Source organism: Bifidobacterium sp. M3-N-101 (assembly GCF_023656805.1).
Taxonomy (GTDB): Bacteria; Actinomycetota; Actinomycetes; order Actinomycetales; family Bifidobacteriaceae; genus Bifidobacterium; species Bifidobacterium breve.
This window is the reverse complement of sequence record NZ_JAMOKQ010000013.1, coordinates 57937-77852: the sequence shown is the minus strand read 5'-3', so window position 1 is coordinate 77852 and position 19916 is coordinate 57937. Positions and strand designations below refer to the sequence as shown.

General features: G+C 58.1%; 13 protein-coding genes, 2 tRNA genes and 2 pseudogenes. 9 read left to right on the top strand and 8 right to left on the bottom strand.

Going from position 1 to position 19916, the window contains the following annotated elements:
* The 3 genes from NBH12_RS10430 to ahpC form a co-directional block, all read right to left on the bottom strand.
* The coding region (locus NBH12_RS10430; RefSeq protein WP_250819465.1) for a helix-turn-helix domain-containing protein at positions 1 to 586 on the bottom strand (586 nt) is incomplete at its 3' end.
* A 217-nt stretch (positions 587 to 803) separates the two neighbouring features.
* Positions 804 to 2702, bottom strand: a complete 1899-nt coding sequence (locus NBH12_RS10425) for an FAD-dependent oxidoreductase (protein ID WP_250819464.1) — start codon at positions 2700 to 2702, stop codon at positions 804 to 806.
* A 152-nt stretch (positions 2703 to 2854) separates the two neighbouring features.
* Positions 2855 to 3418: an alkyl hydroperoxide reductase subunit C gene (gene ahpC, locus NBH12_RS10420; protein ID WP_025220948.1), complete on the bottom strand. Its 564-nt coding sequence runs from the start codon at positions 3416 to 3418 to the stop codon at positions 2855 to 2857.
* A 266-nt stretch (positions 3419 to 3684) separates the two neighbouring features.
* Here ahpC and NBH12_RS10415 point away from each other — a divergent pair, with 266 nt between their 5' ends.
* Entirely contained in the window at positions 3685 to 4368 is a 684-nt protein-coding gene (locus tag NBH12_RS10415) for a carbonic anhydrase (protein WP_025220947.1), read from the top strand.
* A gap of 15 nt (positions 4369 to 4383) precedes the next feature.
* Here the strand turns inward: NBH12_RS10415 and NBH12_RS10410 are convergent, their stop codons facing one another.
* On the bottom strand, positions 4384 to 5520 hold the full coding sequence (locus NBH12_RS10410; protein ID WP_250819463.1) for a DUF8462 domain-containing protein: 1137 nt from the start codon (positions 5518 to 5520) through the stop codon (positions 4384 to 4386).
* Between the two features lie 235 nt (positions 5521 to 5755).
* Between NBH12_RS10410 and NBH12_RS10405 the strand changes: the two genes are divergently transcribed.
* From NBH12_RS10405 to NBH12_RS10395, 3 genes are all read left to right on the top strand, one after another.
* Positions 5756 to 7099 carry a hemolysin family protein gene (locus NBH12_RS10405; RefSeq protein ID WP_250819462.1) on the top strand — a complete coding sequence of 448 codons (1344 nt, stop codon included), beginning with the start codon at positions 5756 to 5758 and terminating at the stop codon, positions 7097 to 7099.
* Between the two features lie 163 nt (positions 7100 to 7262).
* On the top strand, positions 7263 to 7742 hold the full coding sequence (locus NBH12_RS10400) for a Dps family protein (protein ID WP_003833096.1): 480 nt from the start codon (positions 7263 to 7265) through the stop codon (positions 7740 to 7742).
* Between the two features lie 234 nt (positions 7743 to 7976).
* The gene (locus tag NBH12_RS10395) at positions 7977 to 9290 is read left to right on the top strand and encodes an ATP-binding protein (RefSeq protein ID WP_250819461.1); all 1314 of its coding nucleotides are present in this window, start codon (positions 7977 to 7979) and stop codon (positions 9288 to 9290) included.
* A gap of 364 nt (positions 9291 to 9654) precedes the next feature.
* On the opposite strand, the pseudogene NBH12_RS10390 reads toward NBH12_RS10395, so the two are convergent.
* Both NBH12_RS10390 and NBH12_RS10385 read right to left on the bottom strand, forming a co-directional pair.
* Positions 9655 to 9804 (bottom strand): annotated as a pseudogene (locus tag NBH12_RS10390) (IS30 family transposase); the annotation flags it as partial.
* Between the two features lie 381 nt (positions 9805 to 10185).
* Positions 10186 to 10851 carry a M48 family metallopeptidase gene (locus NBH12_RS10385; protein ID WP_003833090.1) on the bottom strand — a complete coding sequence of 222 codons (666 nt, stop codon included), beginning with the start codon at positions 10849 to 10851 and terminating at the stop codon, positions 10186 to 10188.
* Positions 10852 to 10992: 141 nt separating this feature from the next.
* Between NBH12_RS10385 and NBH12_RS10380 the strand changes: the two genes are divergently transcribed.
* The 4 genes from NBH12_RS10380 to gdhA all read left to right on the top strand — a co-directional run bounded on the left by NBH12_RS10380 (position 10993) and on the right by gdhA (position 13906).
* Positions 10993 to 11066 (top strand) — tRNA-Ile (locus NBH12_RS10380).
* A gap of 43 nt (positions 11067 to 11109) precedes the next feature.
* A tRNA-Ala gene (locus NBH12_RS10375) sits at positions 11110 to 11182 on the top strand.
* Positions 11183 to 11461: 279 nt separating this feature from the next.
* A complete protein-coding gene (locus NBH12_RS10370) occupies positions 11462 to 12454 on the top strand; it encodes a DUF5692 family protein (protein WP_003827883.1) in 993 nt (330 codons plus the stop codon).
* Positions 12455 to 12559: 105 nt separating this feature from the next.
* A complete protein-coding gene (gene gdhA / locus NBH12_RS10365; RefSeq protein WP_003827882.1) occupies positions 12560 to 13906 on the top strand; it encodes an NADP-specific glutamate dehydrogenase in 1347 nt (448 codons plus the stop codon).
* 548 nt (positions 13907 to 14454) lie between these two features.
* Here the strand turns inward: gdhA and NBH12_RS10360 are convergent.
* A complete protein-coding gene (locus tag NBH12_RS10360) occupies positions 14455 to 15540 on the bottom strand; it encodes a VanZ family protein (RefSeq protein WP_015438188.1) in 1086 nt (361 codons plus the stop codon).
* 432 nt (positions 15541 to 15972) lie between these two features.
* A complete protein-coding gene (gene lacZ, locus NBH12_RS10355; RefSeq protein ID WP_250819460.1) occupies positions 15973 to 19104 on the bottom strand; it encodes a beta-galactosidase, LacZ type in 3132 nt (1043 codons plus the stop codon).
* 387 nt (positions 19105 to 19491) lie between these two features.
* Between lacZ and NBH12_RS11190 the strand changes: the two are divergent.
* Positions 19492 to 19620 (top strand): annotated as a pseudogene (locus NBH12_RS11190) (lactose permease); the annotation flags it as partial.
* Positions 19621 to 19916: the final 296 nt, after the last annotated feature.

Below are 19916 nucleotides of genomic sequence, written 5' to 3'. Positions count from 1 at the left end.
TGCTGGGCGCGATGGCGAGCAAGCATGTCATCGACCTGAGCGAATACGCCGGCCTCAACCGGTCGATCAACAGGGTCTTCTCCCTGTTCGACAGGCGCCGCAGGTCGGCGCCGGGGTCTTTTTTTACGACCTCAACCACCTCCCGCATCAACGCGTTCTCCAGTTCCAGTTCCTCGACCCTGCGGCGCAACGCCTCCACGTCATCGTTGCCGTCCCCGGCATTCCGGCTTCGTCGCGGCGCGGGCTTGTTGGTCTGGCTGGCGTTCCTGTTCCTGGGCTGCAGCGCGGCCATGCCGCCCTCACGATACGCCTTGACCCAGTTGTGGACAGCTCCGACGCTCACGCCGAGCCGTTCGGCGGCCTGCTTCTGCTGCATGCCGCCCAGCACCAGCTCGATCGCCTTGGTCCTCGTTTCCAGCGGGATGATCGGTTTCGCCATATGGCCAGCATACCGGGGATCCTTTGCCAGCCAGCGTTCCAGGCACTGCCTGGTCGGATAGCCCAGATGCCTCACCACCTGGGCCGTTGTCATCGGCGTGGTGAAGTACAGCTCCACCACGCGCTGTCGTTCCTCGGGACTGAACATATGATAATCCTTTCGTTCAGTCTCCAAGAAAATGTCCGCAGCCCCTTAATCTAAGAATCAAAATCATGTCAAAGTCAGAAACGAAAACATGTCAAACCGGGAAATGAAGACATGATGGAACAACGATTCTGCCGGAATCGGGCGCATCAATCGATGCACGTCATGGTTTTGGCAGAATCGTTGTTGTTGCTGTTGAATACGGCTGAGGCCGTGCGGCTTACGCGCCGACCAGTTCGAGCATTTGGGGGATGCTCTTTTTGCCGAATTCGACTTGCTGGGTGCCGTCGGCGTGGGTGATGACGATGCAGGGCACGCTCATCGCGCCGTACTGGTCTTTGAGTTCGGGGAAGTGCGAGACGTCATAGGCTTCGGCGCGCACGGCCGGACTCAGAGAGGCAATACGCTGGGAGGCGAGCACGGTTTCCGGGCACATCGTGCAGGTGAGCGAGACGAGAATCATGATGTTCAGCGGGTCCGTGATGGACTTCGCACGTTCGATCAGATCGTCGCCCAGCGGCTGGCCTGGTCCGGCCGCGTTGTACAGGCCGAGCACGAAGGAGTTGAACTCATGGCCGGAGGGTACGCCATGGAAAGCCATGCCGGTGAAGACCAGTGAGCCATTGCCTTCCTCGCTATCGCCCTCAGCCGGCACGCAGATGCGCACGGTCGGACGGGCAATCGGCAGGACGCCGGCGACATCGAATGTGGCACGACCGGAATCGTCCAATGAACCATAAGTGGGCAGTTCGGTGCCACTCGGCAGAGTGACGGTCAGCGGCTCGCCGACTACCAACGACGTAGGCGCACTCGAACCGTCCACCGCAGTAATCAGCCCTGCGGCATCGACGGCAACCGAGTTCAACTTGCCACCAGACAAGGCGACCATCTCGCCGATAAAGCCTTGCAATTCCGCCGAAAGTGGAGTGTCATCCAGCTCAAGGGCAACCGTGACCGGGCGAGTCATGCGCCCGAATACCACATCAAGCTGCTGCTTGATGGCGGCAGAGAACAGCTCGCCGGGCTTCTTGGCGGCACTGGCTGCGGCTGCGGCATCGGCACTGCGCTTGACGGGTGCCGGAGCGGGCGTCGTGCCGGCGGCCGAGGCGGCCTTCGCTTCGGACTCCTCGTAAGCGCAGACGGTGGGGCGAGGCGGCACCATGCCGGTTTTCTCGCTCATCTGCTTGGCGTAACGCTCCAGCTCCACGGCAGCAATCGCACCATCGGCGGTGGCGGTGACCACCTGGCGCAGGTTCTTGACGCGCAAATCGCCAGCCGCATACACGCCCGGCACCGAGGTTTCAAGATAGTCATGCGTGACCACGTAACCGTGATCATCGAGCTCCACCACGCCGCGCACCAAATCAGTGGCAGGCACATAGCCAGCAAACACGAAGACACCAAACGTGCCCGAATCGGCGGGCTTCCAAGTTTCGGTCTGACCGATAGCCAAATCAAGAATCGAAGCCTCACGCAGGCCGCCCTGACCGGCAGTGACACCCTTCAGTTCGACCTGATAGCGCACGTCGATCTTCGGGTTGTTTTTGGCCTCGGCGGCCACTGCGGCGTCACAAGTGAAGTCCGGTTCACGCACGAGAACAGTGACATTGGAGGCGTACTTAGTCAGGAACACGGATTCCTCGGCCGCAGCGAATCCGCCGCCAACCACCAGCACCTCCTTGCCGGCGAAGAACTCGCCGTCGCAGGTGGCGCAGTAAGCCACGCCACGGCCTGCGTATTCGGCCTCACCCTCGAAGCCCAACTTGCGCGGGCTGGCGCCGGTGGCGATGAGGATGCCGAAGGTCTTGATGTCGCCACGCGAAGTGTGCACGGTTTTGATGTCGCCGTCCACGTCAAGGCCGGTGGCCTCGGCGGAAAGGAATTCAGCACCGAAGTCCTGTGCCTGCTGGCGCATGGTCTGGGTGAGCGCACGACCCGTGGTGCGGCCAACTCCCGGATAGTTGACGACCTCATTGGTGATGGTGATCTGCCCGCCGAAATCGTCTTTTTCGAGAATCAGCACACGGTAGCGAGCGCGGGCCAAGTACAGACCCGCGGTAAGGCCCGCAGGTCCGCCACCAATGACTACGACGTCATAAAGATTATTGGTCTGAGTCATGATTGAAACTCCTTGCATATACACAGGCCCCCGCTGGCGGGGGCTCCCGCGAAGCGGGTGGGGGTGGTTCACCTATTGCCGCGACCACCTCCAGTCGGCGTTGCCGACAGCCCCCGCCAGCGGGGGCAAACAACATGCCTTAGTTCAAACCGTCACAGCTGGCCGACGAGGTCGAGGCTGGGCTCAATGGTTTCCTCGCCCGGGGTCCAGTTGGCAGGGCAAACCTGGTCGCCGTGCTCGTAGACAAACTGGGAGGCCTGCACGCGGCGCAGCAGCTCCTCGGCATTGCGACCCACGTTGGAGGAGATGACCTCGTAAGCCACAACCTTGCCCTCAGGGCTCACGATGAAGTCACCACGCTCGGCCACGCCATCGGCCTCGTTGTAAGTGTCAAGATCCTTGGCCAGCAAAGCGGTCGGGTCAGCCAGCATCGGGTACTCGATCTTAGCAATCTTCTCGTTGGCGTCATGCCAGGCCTTGTGCACGAAGTGAGTGTCACAGGAAACGGAGTAGACCTCACAGCCGATTTCCTTGAACTTGGCGTAGTTCTCGGCCAAGTCCTCAAGCTCGGTGGGGCACACGAACGTGAAGTCAGCCGGGTAGAAGAAGAACAGGGACCAGTGGCCGAGCACATCGTCTTTGGTCACCTCATGGAACTCGTTGTTCTGGAATGCGTTCACCTTGAAATCGGTCAGTTCATGCTGCAGAAGAGTCATTTTCGGTCCTTTCAGGATTCTTCAGGCGATTACCAGAACCCATCGTAGTGTGGCGGCACAGGGCTCGCACGGACAGAACATATGAGCCTTATCACACCAGCCACAGCCCTTGTGCTGACTATCATCACGGCCCACCCTTAAACAGGATTGAGATTGTGAGCGTTCTCATTATGCTTTGGGCAAAGCCAGATTATGCATGCAGTCGCGAATCCGCACTTCCAATCGCTACTATGGGTACCAACAGTCCGCTGATAATGGAGGTTTTCATGGCTCAGGCAGACGTTGAACAGGAATCGACCGCAAATGCGACGTGGAGCCGTATGCTCCAAGGCAATCGCCGATTCGCCGAAGGCAAGCCGGACCATCCATGGCAAGACAAGGAAACCCGCCAGACGTTGCTAGAGGGCCAAAATCCGGATGCGGCCGTGCTGGCCTGCTCGGATTCGCGCGTGCCTCCGGAAATCATCTTCGATCAGGGCCTGGGTGACCTGTTCACCGTGCGCACCGCCGGTCAGCTCATCGATGGTGCCGTCATCGCTTCGTTGGAGTATGCGGTCAAGAAGCTGCATGTCAGTCTGATCTGCGTGCTCGGCCATGAGCATTGTGGCGCGCTTGAAGCCGCCACGCAGGAACTTGACGACCTGATGCACACCATCACCTCCGAGGCAGATGGTTCGTTGGAAGCCGCCGACGCGATGGATGACCTCGACGAGCACATCGCCACCGCCGAGTCGATCATCCTACGCCAGGCCGGCATGTCCGTGTGGCAAGCGCGCGAGGCGGAACTTGAGGAGCACGAGGATATTGAGCGCGTGCACGTGGCCCATACCATTGAGACTCTGGTGGAGCAGTCCCCCGTTATCCAGCAGGCTCTCGCCGACGACAAGCTCATGATTGTCGGCGCCCGCTATCAGCTCGATTCCGGCAAAGTGGAAGTGCTGAGCTTCTGAGCCTTGTCTGCAGTTCTATAGTGACTGCAAATATTGCCCCAAATGCGGCACCGCAAACTCCAGCCGCCCATGCCCAGCTGGTCGAATGAGCTTATCCTTGATGAGAATCGCCCGGTACTTGCTCACCCAGCTGCGGCTTCTGCGCGTGCGATCCACAATATCGCCAACCTGCGTGGGATTCGGCGAATCTTCGGCCATCGCCGTAAGGAACAACTGTTCTGCGCTGGTGGTACCGTCCAACGCCGGAGCGCATACGGCATCGTCGAAGGCGAGCAACGCATCGGAAACACCGGTTGTCACATCATCAGCAGTAATGACATTCGAGCCTCGACGCTGCGCGGATTGCCACATGTAATAGCCGACGAGCTGCACCATATACGGATATCCGTCGGACTGGCGAGCGGCCTCCAGCGCGTCCTCCTCGCTGATGGTCTTACCGGAATCCGCAACCGTCTCCAAGAACGCATTCTTGACGTCTGGAAGCGGCACATTGTCTAGCTCACGGCGCAACGCGCGGCGCAAAAATGTGGTCACCTCGTTATCCAGCAAATCGTTGACCATATACGGCAAGCCGGCAAATACGATGGCAACGCCTTTCTTGTCGGCATCAGGCGTATCACTTTCATCGGCATCCGTAATGACGTGCTGCACGGCTGTAGCAATAGCCACCAAATCATCGTGTGAGGCCGCTTGCGTCTCATCGATGGTGATGAGAATGCCCTTCCCCTTACCGAGCTTCTTACTGCCCAACTGCTTATTCAACGCGTTGCGCAACGTCAGCGGATTGGATTCCGCAGAAAAGTGCGCTTGCCCGAGACTCGCCGTGGCAATGCCGGAAATTCCAATGGAAGGACTGATGTTGGTCTGATCCAGGCGCAATCCCGAAGGCGATAATGCCGCTATGAGTCTCGTGACAAGCCCCGCGGACGCCGTCTCTCCAATGACTTCCCAATGCTGCGCTTTGGCGATACGCCGAAATTCGGTGAGCATCACCGTCTTTCCAAAGCCACGCTGCCCGGTGACCAGCATAATGCGCCCAGGAGCCCCTACTCCGTTGGTCAACGCTTCGGAAAAATCCTCGATGATGGAGTGCCGACCAATAAGAATCGGCGGCATTTTACCGGCGGTTGGTTTGAAGGGATTACTTGCCATGACCATACTCCTGCCCACAACACGTACCATCTGCCACGATTGCATACTATATTACACGAATGCGTACCAAATTATACGAAATTACACCATATGACACGATTACGTACTATTGCGTACTCTTTCACACTGCCACACACGCCATCACACAGCACGCCTCACATAGCCAGCGCAGCTAGCAAACCCTGCCCAGCCAGCACACCCCAATTTGACGTGCCACTCCCCTAGAGTTGAAGCCATGTCACTTGGTTTGAACATCCTCCTGATTTTTGTATTTCTGGTTATCGGTTCCGTGTTCTCCGGCACCGAGTTGGCGTTGGTCTCCCTGCGAGGCTCGCAAATCGAACAAATGGAGCAGGTGGACGCTCGCGGCGCCAAAGTCGCCAAAATCGCACGTGACCCGAACACCTTCCTCTCCACCGTGCAGATCGGCGTGACGCTCTCCGGCTTCCTGTCCGCCTCGTTCGGCGCCTCCTCCATCGCCCCCTACCTGATTCCGGTGGTCGAAAGCTGGGGTGTGCACCCCGGCATCGCCGGCGGCCTGGTGAACATCATCCTGACCCTCATCATCTCCTACTGCTCCATCGTGATCTCCGAGATGGTGCCCAAGCGCATCGCCATGCAGCGCACCGAGCAGATCGCGCGCGCCGTGGTGCCCGCCATCGACGCCTTCGCCGCCATCTGCCGCCCGATCATCTGGCTCATCGGCAAGAACACGAACGGCATCGTCCGCCTGCTCGGCTTCGACCCGCAGCAGACCGAGTCCGAGGTGTCCGACGACGAGCTGCGTGTGCTGGTCAGCTCCAACACCAACCTTTCCAAGGACGAACGCACGATTCTGGACGATGTGTTCGATGCGTCCGAAACCATCGTCGCCGAGGTGATGCGCCCGCGTGCCGACGTGGTCTTCATCGAGGGCGACCAGCCCCTGGCCGAGGCCGCCGCGTTCGTACGCGACCAGCCGTACTCCCGTTACCCGGTGACCGGCAAGGATTTCGACGACGTGATCGGCTTTGTGCACGTACGCGATCTGCTGGATGTGCGCGATCCGAACGCCAAGATCGTGCGCGATGTGGTGCGCGAAGGCATCTCCCTGCCCGGCACCTCCAAGCTGCTGCCGAGCCTGGAACTGCTGCGTAAGCGCGGCATCCATCTGGCCGTGGTCATCGATGAATACGGCGGCACGGACGGCATCGTGACGCTTGAGGATATGACCGAGGAGCTTGTGGGCGATATTCGCGATGAGTACGATCTGCCCAGCGAGAAGGGCGGCGAACGCACCACCCGCACCGCGTTCGTCAATGGTGTGGCCACGATCGAGGCCAGCATGACCATTGAGGACTTCGCCGATCTGACCGGCATCGAATTGGAGGACGGCCCGTACGAGACGGTCGCCGGCTACTTCCTGTCCAAGACCGGCAAGATGGGCGCGGTGAGCGACGTGCTGCATTCCGACGACGGCTATGACATGGTGGTCACCAAGGTGGACGGCCGCCGTATCGAGACCATCGAGGTCCGCAAGGCCGGTGCCCCAGATCATGCGCCGCTGCCGGAGGAACCCCAAACCGACGACGCCAACTAACCGCGTTTTGCAAAAAACTCTCACTGAGCCGCTGCCAGTGAGAGTTTTTTGCAATTGGTCCTAATAGTCACGTGATATTCACCACCTATTTGTTCGGCCCGGGGCAGAATCGCAAATCGTAGAATTGAAGAGCAACGTTCCACCGATAGAAAGAAGGAACATTATGACACTTGCATTTGTTGTGCCGGGACTCGATGAGGCGACCAGCGAGAAGGCCATCGCGATTCTGCAGAACCGACTGAGCCAGGAGCAGGAGGCTGCTCTGGTCCTGAAGCACGCTCACTGGAATGTGACCGGCCCGAACTTCATCGCCGTTCACGAGATGCTTGACCCCGAGGTCGAGGCCTTGCTGGCCCAGGCTGACGAAACCGCCGAGCGCATCGCTACGCTGGGCGGCACCCCGGACGGCCGCGCGGACGCCATCGTGCGCAACCGCACGTGGAAGTCGTTCGACGCCGAGGGCCGCGTAGGCACCGAGGAGTACCTCAAGGCGCTGATCGAGTACTACGACGCCTTCATCGCCGACGACCGCAAGGCCATCGCTGAGCTGGATGAGCTGGACGTCATCAGCTCCAACGTTATTCAGGATCACGTGCAGGAACTCGAAAAGTTCCAGTGGTTCATGCGCTCTCACCTGGCATAAGTAAAAGCAGTATTCCGTGGCTCCCCTCAAAGAGGGGAGCCACTTTCGTCTCACGTGAAATAGAGAGTCTCCACATACATAAGTTGGAAAAGTGTATAAAACTCCCCATTTTGAGGTTGGAAAACGTAGCCAAAACCGCATTCTTATGGTTGGAAAAGTGTAAAATATGCGCTATAAACAGTTGGAAAACGTGCCCAGCATAGATGCAAGGCCTACAAATGACTGGAGATTCTCATGCTGCGAAGAAAAATCGAGACACAGCTGGAAGCTTGGAGATCCGCGCCGAAACGCACTGCACTGCTGGTCACCGGAGCCCGTCAGATTGGCAAAACCTATATCATCAGGCACTTTGCCCAACAGCATTACGACCATATCGCCGAGCTCAATTTCATCGAGAACCCCGGCCTCGTTGCATTATTCGACCGGCCCCGCGATGCCAAAAACCTACTGATGAGGCTGGAACTGGCCGTAAATACGCCATTAGTACCCGGCAAAACCCTGATTTTCTTTGACGAGGTCCAGCGTTGCAAGGAAATGGTCACCGCAATTAAGTTCCTTGTAGATGATGGTCGGTTCGATTACGCGCTTTCCGGCTCGCCACTTGGAGTCGAGCTCGAAGATATACGCTCGGTACCGGTCGGGTACCTGACCGAGCTGGATATGTATCCACTGGATTTCCAAGAGTTCTGCTGGTCGCAGCATATCGGCAACGACGTATTCAACATGCTTGCCGAATGCTTTGCCAAGCACCAGGAAGTGGATGAGTTCATCCATCAACAGCTCATGGAGCTGTACTCCAAATATCTGGTCATCGGCGGCATGCCTGCCGCGGTCGACTCGTTCGTGGCAAACGGCAGCGTTGCGGACGTGCGCACTATACAAGAGAACATAAAGCGTGAATATCGCCGCGATATCAGCCAATACGCGCGCAAAGAAGACCGGCTGCATATCCGCGCTATCTACGATTTGATGCCCAGCGAGTTAAATAACCCAAACAAGCGCTTCACCTTCGCCAAAATCGAAAAGAACATGAGATTCCAATCGGTTGCTTCCGATTTCGATTGGCTGGTCAATGCGGATGTAGCCGTCGCCGCGTACAACGTGGACGAACCGTGCACACCGTTGGAGATGAGCAAGGAACGTAACCTCTTCAAACTCTTTTACAACGACGTGGGTCTGCTTACCGGCTCGTTTCTCAAGAAAACCGCGCTCGACGTACTCGACGGCAACCCTGATATCAACTACGGTTCAATCTATGAAAATGCGGTGGCCCAAGAGCTACGCGCTCACGGATTTGACCTGTACTACTACAACAGTAAGAAGCTTGGCGAGCTCGATTTCCTCATCCAAGACCGCAACGATCACGTGTTGCCGATTGAGGTGAAGTCCGGCAAATCCTACAAACGCCATCGCGCAATGGACAACGTGCTCGCCCACCCTGAATACCATCTCAATACAGGCTATGTGCTTGGCCCGTGCAACGTCTCAGTCGAAGGGAATGTAACCTACCTGCCTGTATACATGGCCGGCATGTTCCATAACGAATGACGGGCCGCACACTTAGTCAACAAGTACATGTCGGTCAGATGGTTCGGACTGGTCAGAGGGCCCGCTCTGATCAGTTAGGTCGGTCTGAACGGACTGGCTGGGCTGGTCGGCCTGAGTAGCCCGTTTGGACCGATCCGGTTCGCCCTTGCTGGCCTTCACACTGCTTCAGCTCCAGCTGAAGTTCGCTGATGCGCCGTTCGAGTTCATCGATGCGCCGCACTTGTTGGTAGATCATCAGGTCCCGTTGTCTAATTGAAAGTGCAACACCCGTTAGATTGGAGATTGTCCAGATAACCAAACGAAGGGGTGTTGCACCTTGGGCCAAGGGTATTCGCACCTGTCGGAAGAGGAACGACATCCAGATTCAATTTGTAAGTGCAACGCTCGTCCTTGGGTGGCTTGTCCTCGACATTACCTTGCCGAGTTCGCGATACCAAGCCTCGTTGGGCGTTTCCCGGCCCAGGGCCTTCATGGGGGTGTCGTTGATCTCGTCGACGATGGCCTGCAGGTCCGCTCCACAAGAACCTCGGCAAAGCCAGGGAATACCAGTGCCCCGGCTGCGGGCGGACCATCCCACGTGACTACGGTTCGGCTGTCAACATCGCCGGGAAAGGATGCCGATATCTCGGACACAAGCACGTCGCCCCGACCCCACCGAAAGGCAGGCCGACCCGCAAACGTCCGAAACTGACAAGGAAACGACACTCGGGTGTCGGCCATGATCCATCGTCAGGAACCGGTAAGGGGCCGGCATCCTTCCACTCCCAGGGACTACCAGGAGTGGCGACGGCGACTATCCGGAATAAAAGGAAGCAGACAATCACCGTCACACTACGAGCCAGCGTTGCCATGCAGTTATGGCAGGAACCACAACTATCTCATTCCGAATAACCCTCTACAGCACCACACGACGATTGAGATCGCGGCGCAACGCCTTCCAATTCGGCAGATACGTAGTCATGCGCCGCTGGAATCCGGTACCGTGACCGCTTTCCCACAAATGGGTCATTTCGTGCACCAGCACATATTCCAGGAATTGCGGCTCCATAAGGCCCAACTGAAGGTTCAGGCGAACTCGGCCGGTACGAGGCGTGCATGACCCCCAACGAGAAGTCATCACCCGCAACGTGATATGCGTAGGAGTACGGCCAACAATCGGCCCCCATTTGGCCAGCAACGCAGGCAACTGTGCGTTGATATTGGCCGACGCACGTTCACGCAACTCTTTAGTCCACGTCAATGCCGCATTATCGGTGGCCACACTACTGCCGTTGTTTACACCATCGAACCCGCCCGAAGCAAGGCCCACTCCCCCATGGCCGGCGCCATGCTGCCAGGAATCACCCAAGCTGCCAATCACCGAACGCTCTCGGGCAAGTGCCATACGACGCCGGTGATTATCAATCCAAGGCCTCCGATCCCGGACAAAATCAATAATGGTCTGCTCGGCCATCCGCCGCGGCGCGGAAATCATGACCACACCATTCGGCGGCTTGATGCGCAGGTACATATTCTTGATGGGTTTACGCACCACCTGCACTTCCAGCCCATCAATCTTCATGCCGCATATTGTCCGTCCGCAGCACGACACAACCGCACTCCCCCAGCAAGGCACCACCCGCGACACGCCGTCTCTTACGCATTGACAAGTCAAAGGGAATCGGTATTATAGCTACTTGTGCGCTTTTAGAGCGTATGAATCGGGCCCGTAGCTCAGCTGGTTAGAGCGCATCCCTGATAAGGATGAGGTCGGAGGTTCAAGTCCTCCCGGGCCCACAGAAAAAAGTGAAGCGGCCCACGTGCCGCTCTTTTTTTCACTGGGGCTATAGCGCAGCTGGTAGCGCATCTGCTTTGCAAGCAGAGGGTCGCCGGTTCGAACCCGGCTAGCTCCACAGATAACCCTTGGAATCATGCCGATTCCAAGGGTTTTTATCTTTTCGCAACTAGCTTCTCAACATCCAATCCGATTCTAGTGCATCACAGACAAATTTCAGCGGCCTGTCAACCTTGTAATGATGCGAAACCGCATGCACAGAACCCATATTGACACCATGTCAATATAGGGATACACTATGCCGTGAGAGAAATTGACGCTGCGTCAATAAGCGGCGTCGGCGCTCGGAATCCGATGGAGAATCGCGGGGCGCACCACATATCAGAAAGGACCGCTCATGCTGTTTCAGGTCTACGGCGACAACGCCATCTACCAATGGATTGGCTGGATACTCGTCTTCTGCTGCCTTATCGGCGCCAATGAACTGGCTCGTCGCACCAAAACTGGCGGCATCGTCGCCTTCCTCGTCGTCCCGGCTGTGCTGACCGTCTACTTCATCACCATCTACACCGCCGCCGCAATGGGCGCCGACTGGGCACTCAACAACCCGACCTACGTGCACATGACCAGCTGGTTCCACTACGCCAAGCTCTACGCGGCCACCATCGGCTGCATCGGCTTTATGGCCCTCAAATACAAGTGGGGCTCTATCGGCAAATCCCACTGGTTCAAGTGCTTCCCGTTCGTGATCGTGGCCATCAACATCCTCATCGCCGTGGTCTCTGACTTCGAATCCGCCATCCGCGGCTGGGGCACCACCTGGATCTCCACTGAAGGCGTGACCCTCTACGGTGGCTGGCACAACGTGTTCAACGGCTTGGCCGGCATCCTCAATATCTTCTGCATGACCGGCTGGTTCGGCATCTACGCCTCCAAGAAGAAGGACGACATGCTCTGGCCGGACATGACCTGGGTGTTCATCGTGGCCTACGATCTGTGGAACTTCTGCTACACCTACAATTGCCTGCCCACCCACTCCTGGTACTGCGGCCTTGCACTGCTGCTGGCGCCCACCGTGGCCAACTTCTTCTGGAACAAGGGCGGCTGGATCCAGAATCGCGCCAATACATTGGCCATCTGGTGCATGTTCGCGCAGGTATTCCCGATGTTCCAGGACTACTCCGTGTTCTCCACCCAGTCCGTGAACAACCCGAACGTGAACCTTGCGGTGTCCCTAATCGCGCTAGTGGCCAACGTGTTGGCACTCGGCTACATCCTGCTGCGCGCCAAGAAGCAGGGCATCAACCCGTGGACCAAGGAAGTCTTCAAGGGCACCAAAGACTACGAGCAGGCCATCGCTCGCGCCGATGCATCGGAGTTGGTGGCGTAGGCCACATCCGCTCCACGCCACATCCTGAGCAATTTCTTGTCACCCCTTGACACCGTACATACAATAAAATCGCCTTATTTGATAACCCAACCTCTAGGGAGAATTATGCTCACTGATGAGTACGTGAAGCGCGTGTACGACCAGGTCGTTGCTCGCGATGGTGACCAGCCGGAGTTCCTGCAGGCCGTCTACGAGGTGCTCGACACCCTGCAGCCGGTCATTGCCAAGCACCCCGAATACGAAAAGAACGGCGTTCTGGAGCGCCTCGTCGAGCCTGAGCGCGTGGTCAAGTTCCGCGTGGCCTGGGTTGACGACGAAGGCAAGGTGCAGGTCAACCGTGGCTACCGTGTGCAGTTCAACTCCGCCATTGGTCCATACAAGGGCGGTCTGCGCTTCCACCCGACCGTGAACGAGGGCGTCATCAAGTTCCTCGGCTTTGAGCAAATCCTGAAGAACTCCCTGACCACGCTGCCGATGGGCGGCGGCAAGGGCGGCTCCGACTTCAACCCGAAGGGCAAGTCCGACGCCGAGGTCATGCGCTTCTGCCAGGCCTTCATGACCGAGCTGTGCCGTCACATCGGCCAGTTCACCGACGTTCCCGCCGGCGACATCAACGTGGGCGGCCGCGAAATCGGCTACCTGTTCGGCCAGTACAAGCGCATCCGCGACGAGTACTCCGGCGTCCTGACCGGTAAGGGTCTGGAATTCGGCGGCTCCCTGGCCCGTACTGAGGCCACCGGCTACGGCGTCTGCTACTACACCGCCGAAGCCCTGCGCGTGCTGAGGAACGACTCCTTCAAGGGCAAGACCGTCGTGATCTCCGGCTCCGGCAACGTGGCTATCTACGCCGCGCAGAAGGCCGAGGAGCTGGGCGCCAAGGTCGTGACCGTGTCCGATTCCAACGGCTACGTCTACGATCCGAACGGCATCGACGTTGCTGTGGTCAAGCAAATCAAGGAAGTCGAGCGCGGTCGTATCAAGGAGTACGCCGAGCGTGTGCCGTCCGCTGAGTACCACGAGGGTTGCTCCGGCGTGTGGACCGTCAAGTGCGACATCGCCTTGCCGTGCGCCACCCAGAACGAGATCAACGAGGAGTCCGCCAAGGCTCTTGTTGCCAACGGCTGCAAGGTGGTGTGCGAAGGCGCCAACATGCCGTCCACTCCGGAGGCCATTGAGGTCTACAAGAACGCCGGCCTGCTGTACGGCCCGGCCAAGGCTGCCAACGCCGGTGGCGTGGCCGTCTCCGGCCTGGAGATGAGCCAGAACAGCTACCGCCTGAGCTGGACCTTCGAGGAGGTCGACGCCAAGCTAAAGTCCATCATGGAGTCCATCGTCGCCAACTCCCTGGCTGCCTCCAAGGAATACGGCGAGGAAGGCGACCTGATGGCTGGCGCCAACATCGCAGGCTTCGTCAAGGTGGCCAACGCCATGGTCGCCCAGGGCGTGCTGTGATCCTCTGACAGACTGCCGCGATCGCAATCGCGAATAAACCAATCGGCCCCCGTCCTTCCACTCATGAAGGGGCAGGGGCCGATGCTATTCAGCGTGGGACAACATACGATAATCGCTGTTTTTGCGATGTTGTCCCACGAGACTGTGGGACAACATCAGCATCAATCGATTGACTGTTCGATTGTCCCAACACAAGAAATCAGAATCGTTGGAATACCGCCATTCCTACGGTTATGCCATATCAGGCCACAACTATGGGAATGGGACAACAGCCAAAAATCGGCCTATTTTTCATCTTGTCCCACAGTATTCGGATTTGTGGCGGCGGATTCATCGCCTTCGGCACGCGCATCACCCGTATTCTTCGTATTCACCGCACCCTTCGACGCAGCATCCGAATCGGGCGCGCCAGGTACAGCATCATCACCCGCCACGGTTGCCGCACCCTCTTTGTCCGAATGTGCATTCGCGGCAGATGACTCAGCCGGTGCCGCAGCGACATCCGCCGCTCCATACACGGGCACAGCCGGGGCCGGCGCCACCGAAGATCAGGGCACAAAGTCCCAAGGCATGCGATGGGCGAACACCGCGAAGAGGAACAGGATGACGAAGCCGTAGAAGGTGTAGTGCATGATATGCGCGTTGTGTCCGAATCCGATAATGAACATAACCACCATTGCGCCCATAATCAGCGTGCGCAGAATGTAGAACACGGCGCGCGCGATTCCCTTGCGCGGCTTGGTTTCAATGGTCATGTGCGTATACATGCCGCCAAGCGTGCGGCCCTTATGCCCCAACGGAATCAGGAACTCGAAAATGAGGAACGCCAGACTGGCTCCTATTGGCGCAAGGAAGTTCAGCCAACCAACGCCAACGGTCAGATGTCCACCGAACAGCATGAAATCACCGTTCTGCAAAGGCTCAGCCGCCCAGTAGAACAAGAACGTCACCAACAAGGTGAGCGGGACGTATACCAAGGCCACAAAAACCATATCAATGATGAACGTCACCAGACGATGCACCGCGCCAGGGTGTTCATTATACTCGCTGCGTTCGGGCATGTGGGCCAGCGGCACCCACTTGCCGAACAACACGGCCACGGCGAGGCCCGCCATCGCACCCAACGTATTGGTCATCAGATCGTTGACGTCGAACTGACGGTAGGCACACGGGTAGAGGCCCCAGAAACCGCTGAGCTGCGAGCTTTCGATGAACAACGATACGGCGAATCCGCCAATCAGCACCGCCCACCAACGCCAGCGCAGCCACCGAGTGAGCACGAAACCAAGCGGCATGAACAGCACCACGTTCATTACCAGCTGCAGTATGCCGCTCAATCCGCCGTTTTGGATGTCTGAGATGAAACGCAGCGGGTCAAGCTGTGGTGCGAACTGGCCGGCATTCGCCGCGCAGAACGCTTCCGGGTCATCCGGCATCGGATACAGTGTGAATGTAATCAAACCGAGCACATACAGTACCGTCAGATATGCGGCTCCCGCAGACAACAACTTCATACGATGGTGGCGATGGTACAGCCCAGCCAGAATCGGCAAAGTAAGTACGGCCGAAAGAATCGGCCACATTACGATTGCAATAGTGAACGACGTCGAAAAATAACCCAAATACGTAAGCATCGTTCGTCATCATACGAAGCCGCCAGTAAACACGACATCATTCTGAAGGTGGAGAAAATCGCAATGCGAGTCACCACCGCGACCATGAGACTCCATGGATGACCGATCAACTCCCCGGCAGCGACACGTGCCCAACTATGAGCCTCCCGCAGATGGCCAATTGTTTTTTCCGACAGCGTCAGAAATTTAGGAAAATAGCCCACTCGTCCTAAATTTTTGTCGTTCGCGGCAACTCAGTGACAGGATTTCAGGAAATCAGCCCCATGCCCCTAAATTTCTGTCACTGAGACAGAGTCAGTGACAAGATTTTAGGACGAAGCCGCTTATTTCCTAAATTATTGATGCTGAGGGCGGTTACCGGAATCCCGATAACCGCCCTCAGTGGTCTACAGGTCTACAACGGCAACTCCTCAACAGGAGCGCCGCGGCAACTCAGATGAGTTCGAGTGTCACATCCAGCTTGAGCGGCTGGTCGGCCGGCACCTGGAACTCGTCGTGAACCGGAGCACCCCACGTGTCGTCGCCACCGACGCCCATCTGGGCGGCCAGCAGACGCAGGAAGGTGTGGCGCGGCTTCGGCAGCTCATTCTGGTGCAGAGCATCCTCAAGCATCAGCGAGCTGTACGGCAGCAGGCTGGTGGCGAATCGGGTGCCGCCGGCTGCGGTCACGCGCATGCCGTGGCCGTATTCGTCGGTGATTTCCGCCCAACGCACCTGCTCATGGTTGCCGGTTTCCTGCGGCAGCAGGTACGGCGCGCAATCCTCGGCAGCGGTACGGGAGAAGACGCCCAACTTGGCGCCGTGCAGACGGTCGGCATAGGTTTCCTCCGGTCCCAGACCGTAGAAACGCAGGCGATCGTACTGCTTGGGCAGGATCCATTCGAGACCAAATGCCGGCAGCGTGGCGGCATCCGCCTCGCCTGGGTACTTGACCGTCAGGTGCACGCGCAGTGCGGCGTCGACTTCATAGTGCACGGTGACTGGCGTGTGCTTGGCGTCGGCCAGTTCATAGCTGTAGGTGGCCTTCAATCCCTTGCCATCGGCAGTCTCCTCGACCGACGTACCGGTCACACGGGCATAGCGTCCGGCGGCCATCCACTGGGCGCGCTCGAAACCGGAACCGTTACCGCGATCATTGTCGGTCAGCGCACGGAAGGTGGTCAGGTTCGGGCGGCGAATCACCATTTCGCGGCCATCGCGCTTGAAAGAGACCATGCCACCCTGCGTCTTGGAGAGCAGCACTTCGCCGAAGTCGGTGTGAATACCGGCGTTGAAGCCATCGGCTGCCACTTCGGCATCGCCGGCAACAACGGCATCCGCGGCACCGTCATCGAACGAAACCGCGGCGACATACTGGCCGAAGGTCAGCTCGTAGCCGGCCGGAGCCCAGTCAGTGGCCTCAGCCAGACGCTGGTCGACTTCGTAGGTCACTTCGGCGCTGCCGGACAGAGCCACCAAATCGGTGACCTTCGGGAAGGCGATCGGCTCACGCACGGTCTCGCCGGCAGGCACATCGAAGCGGTAGTTGGCATGCCAACACTCCACACCGTCCACCAGCACTCGCGCGGTAAACAGACTAGAGGCAGTGGAAATAAACAGGTTGTCGTTAGTGATGGTCACACCGGACTCGTCCGGCACGAGCTTCACATTGGCATACAACTGCTTGACTTCCTGAGCCTTGGGGGAGGGGGTGCGATCGGCGAACATGACGCCATCGCCGCTGAACTCGTAATCGTTCGGACGGTCTTCGAAGTCGCCGCCGTAGGCCAGGCGCTCGGTGCCGTCGCCGCAGTCCTGCCACAAGGCCTGATCGACGTAATCCCAGATGAAGCCGCCCTGGTAGAGCGGGTAGCGCTCCAGTTCGGTGTACAGGTGCAGGCCGCCGGTGGAGTTGCCCATCGAGTGGCTGTATTCGCAGGAAATGTACGGCTTCTTGCCGTCCTCGCCGAGGTATAGCTTGACAATCTCATCAGGCTTGGCATACATACGGCTCATGATGTCTGTGGCGGCGCTGAATTCGGGGTCATTGAACGTGCCCTCGTAGTGCACCGGGCGGAACGGGTCGTTCTCGTGCACGAAGTCGCGCATCGAGTAGAACACGTCACCACCGAACGCCTCGTTGCCCAGCGACCAGATCACCACGCTCGGGTGGTTGTAGTCGCGGCGCACCATGCTTGCGGTGCGGTCCACACAGGCGGCGCGCCATTCGTCCTTGCTGCCCGGGATGGCGCGTGCGGGCTGGAACACATCGCCCGGATCAGTCCAGCTGCCGTGGGTTTCGAGGTTCGTTTCGTCCAGCACATAGATGCCGTACTCGTCGCACAGCTCGTACCAGCGGGTCTCGTTGGGGTAGTGGGAGGTGCGCACGGCGTTGATGTTGAGGCGCTTGAACGAGTGGATGTCCTCAATCATGTCCGCTTCGGCAATCGTGCGGCCGGTGCGGGCATCGAATTCGTGGCGGTCGACGCCCTTGAACACAATGCGCTTGCCGTTGAGCTTCATCAGGCCGTCTTCGATGGCGAAGTGGCGGAAGCCGATGCGCTGCAGCACTGCTTCGATTACCTGACCGGCGGCATCGGTTGCCACCACCTGCAGGGTGTACAGCGTGGGCTCTTCGGCACTCCACGGGTTGACCTTGCCGACATTGGCCTTCACGGTCAACGTCTCGGCATCAGCTCCGGCAGTCAGCTTGCCGTGCCAGACAATGTTGCCGACAGCATCGAGCACTGTGGCGGCAACGGCGGCAGCAGTGCCAGCATTGCGCACCAGTGCGACGACGTCCAACGAACCTTCGCCAGTGGTGTGGTCGTAATCGGCCAGCACGCGCAGGTCGTTCACATGAACCAACGGCTGGGCTTCCAGCTCCACGGAACGGAAGATGCCGTGCAGACGCCAGAAGTCCTGGTCCTCGAGCCAGCTGGCGGACGAGAATTCAAAGCAAGCCACGGCCAACGTATTGACGCCGTCACGCAGAACATCAGTCACGTCGAACTCGCTGGGAGTAAAGGAATCCTCGGCATAGCCGATGAAAGCGCCATTGAGCCAGACGGCAATAGCCGTGGCCGCGCCTTGGAATGTCAACGTAACGCGACGTTTGGCGGCATCATCCGCAGCAGTCTTATTGGCCTCCAACACGGCAGCTGCCTTGGGTTCCAAAGAGAACTCATGACGGTACAGCGCCACGTGGTTATGCTTCGGCACATCCGGTGCCACTGGGCTCTCATGGCCGGACCACGGGTACTGCTGGTTGACATACTGATGATTCAGGAATCCCTTGGTCTCCAATGCGGAGGGAACTTCGATGGGGGAGAAGCCGGCAGCGTCGTATCCCGGCTGAGCAAACGCCGCCTCAGCAAGCTCGTTGTCCGCCAAATCAGCGAGATCCACCATCTGCACGCGCCATTGACCGTCCAGACTCTGCTTGAGATCCATGGCTTCGCCGCACTGGGGAGCGTGATCATAGAACTTGTGGCTGGAATGCGCGGCAAGCCGGTTGACGGCAAACACACGCGGGTCGGTAAGCCAGGCCTGAGAGAACTGCTGAGCTGACTGCAAGTTGGTCATAATGGTTTTCGCCTTTCCTTGCATCGAATTCGTCACGGCACCGTGACTGAACTAGTAAATAAAATGTTTACTAAATATAACCTGCATATCGATGAAAATCAAGCTCGGCAGTATCGCATGGTGCATCACCGCACAGTCTGACGCAGACCTATACGAGCTAGATACCAAGGAGCAGTAATCGTCACCGCAATCACATTGCGGACATTCCTAGTATCACTATTAGATAATGCATTTAGTTATGGTTTTACTTTGTATAGATAACGCATTATCTTGTTCAACGACAGAAATAAGAGCCAACGCCGTCCGCCCCGCAGTCAGTATCACGGGAAATGAGAAAACACTGATGTCGTCATCAACTGCCGAACCCCAGAAAAGTTTAATAAAGGCCGTCTTGCCGCCTTTGCATTCGGTAACTTCGGCCAGTCGCTGTTATACAACGCACTGAGCACCTACTTCATGGTCTTTGCCACCAACGCGCTGTTCGCCGGCGTCGACAAGACCACCGCCGCCGACATGACCCAGGCCAACATCACCACCTTCGAGGGCTTCGCCTTCTGGATGCCGCTGGCATTCATCATCATCGGCTTTCTGATCTTCGCCTTCTTCGTGAAGATCGACGAAAAGGCTCACGCCCGTATCGTGGCCAAGATCGAAGCCAACCTGCACGATGAGTCCGATGCCGCCAAGTACGGCAAGGACATCGCCAAGGCCGCGCTGCTCGGCAAGGAGTCCGCAGCCCGGTAAACCAAGTAACGCATAGGTAATGCCGTTAGCCGAATGTGGCTCAACAGCAAGCAGACATTGCCGCACAA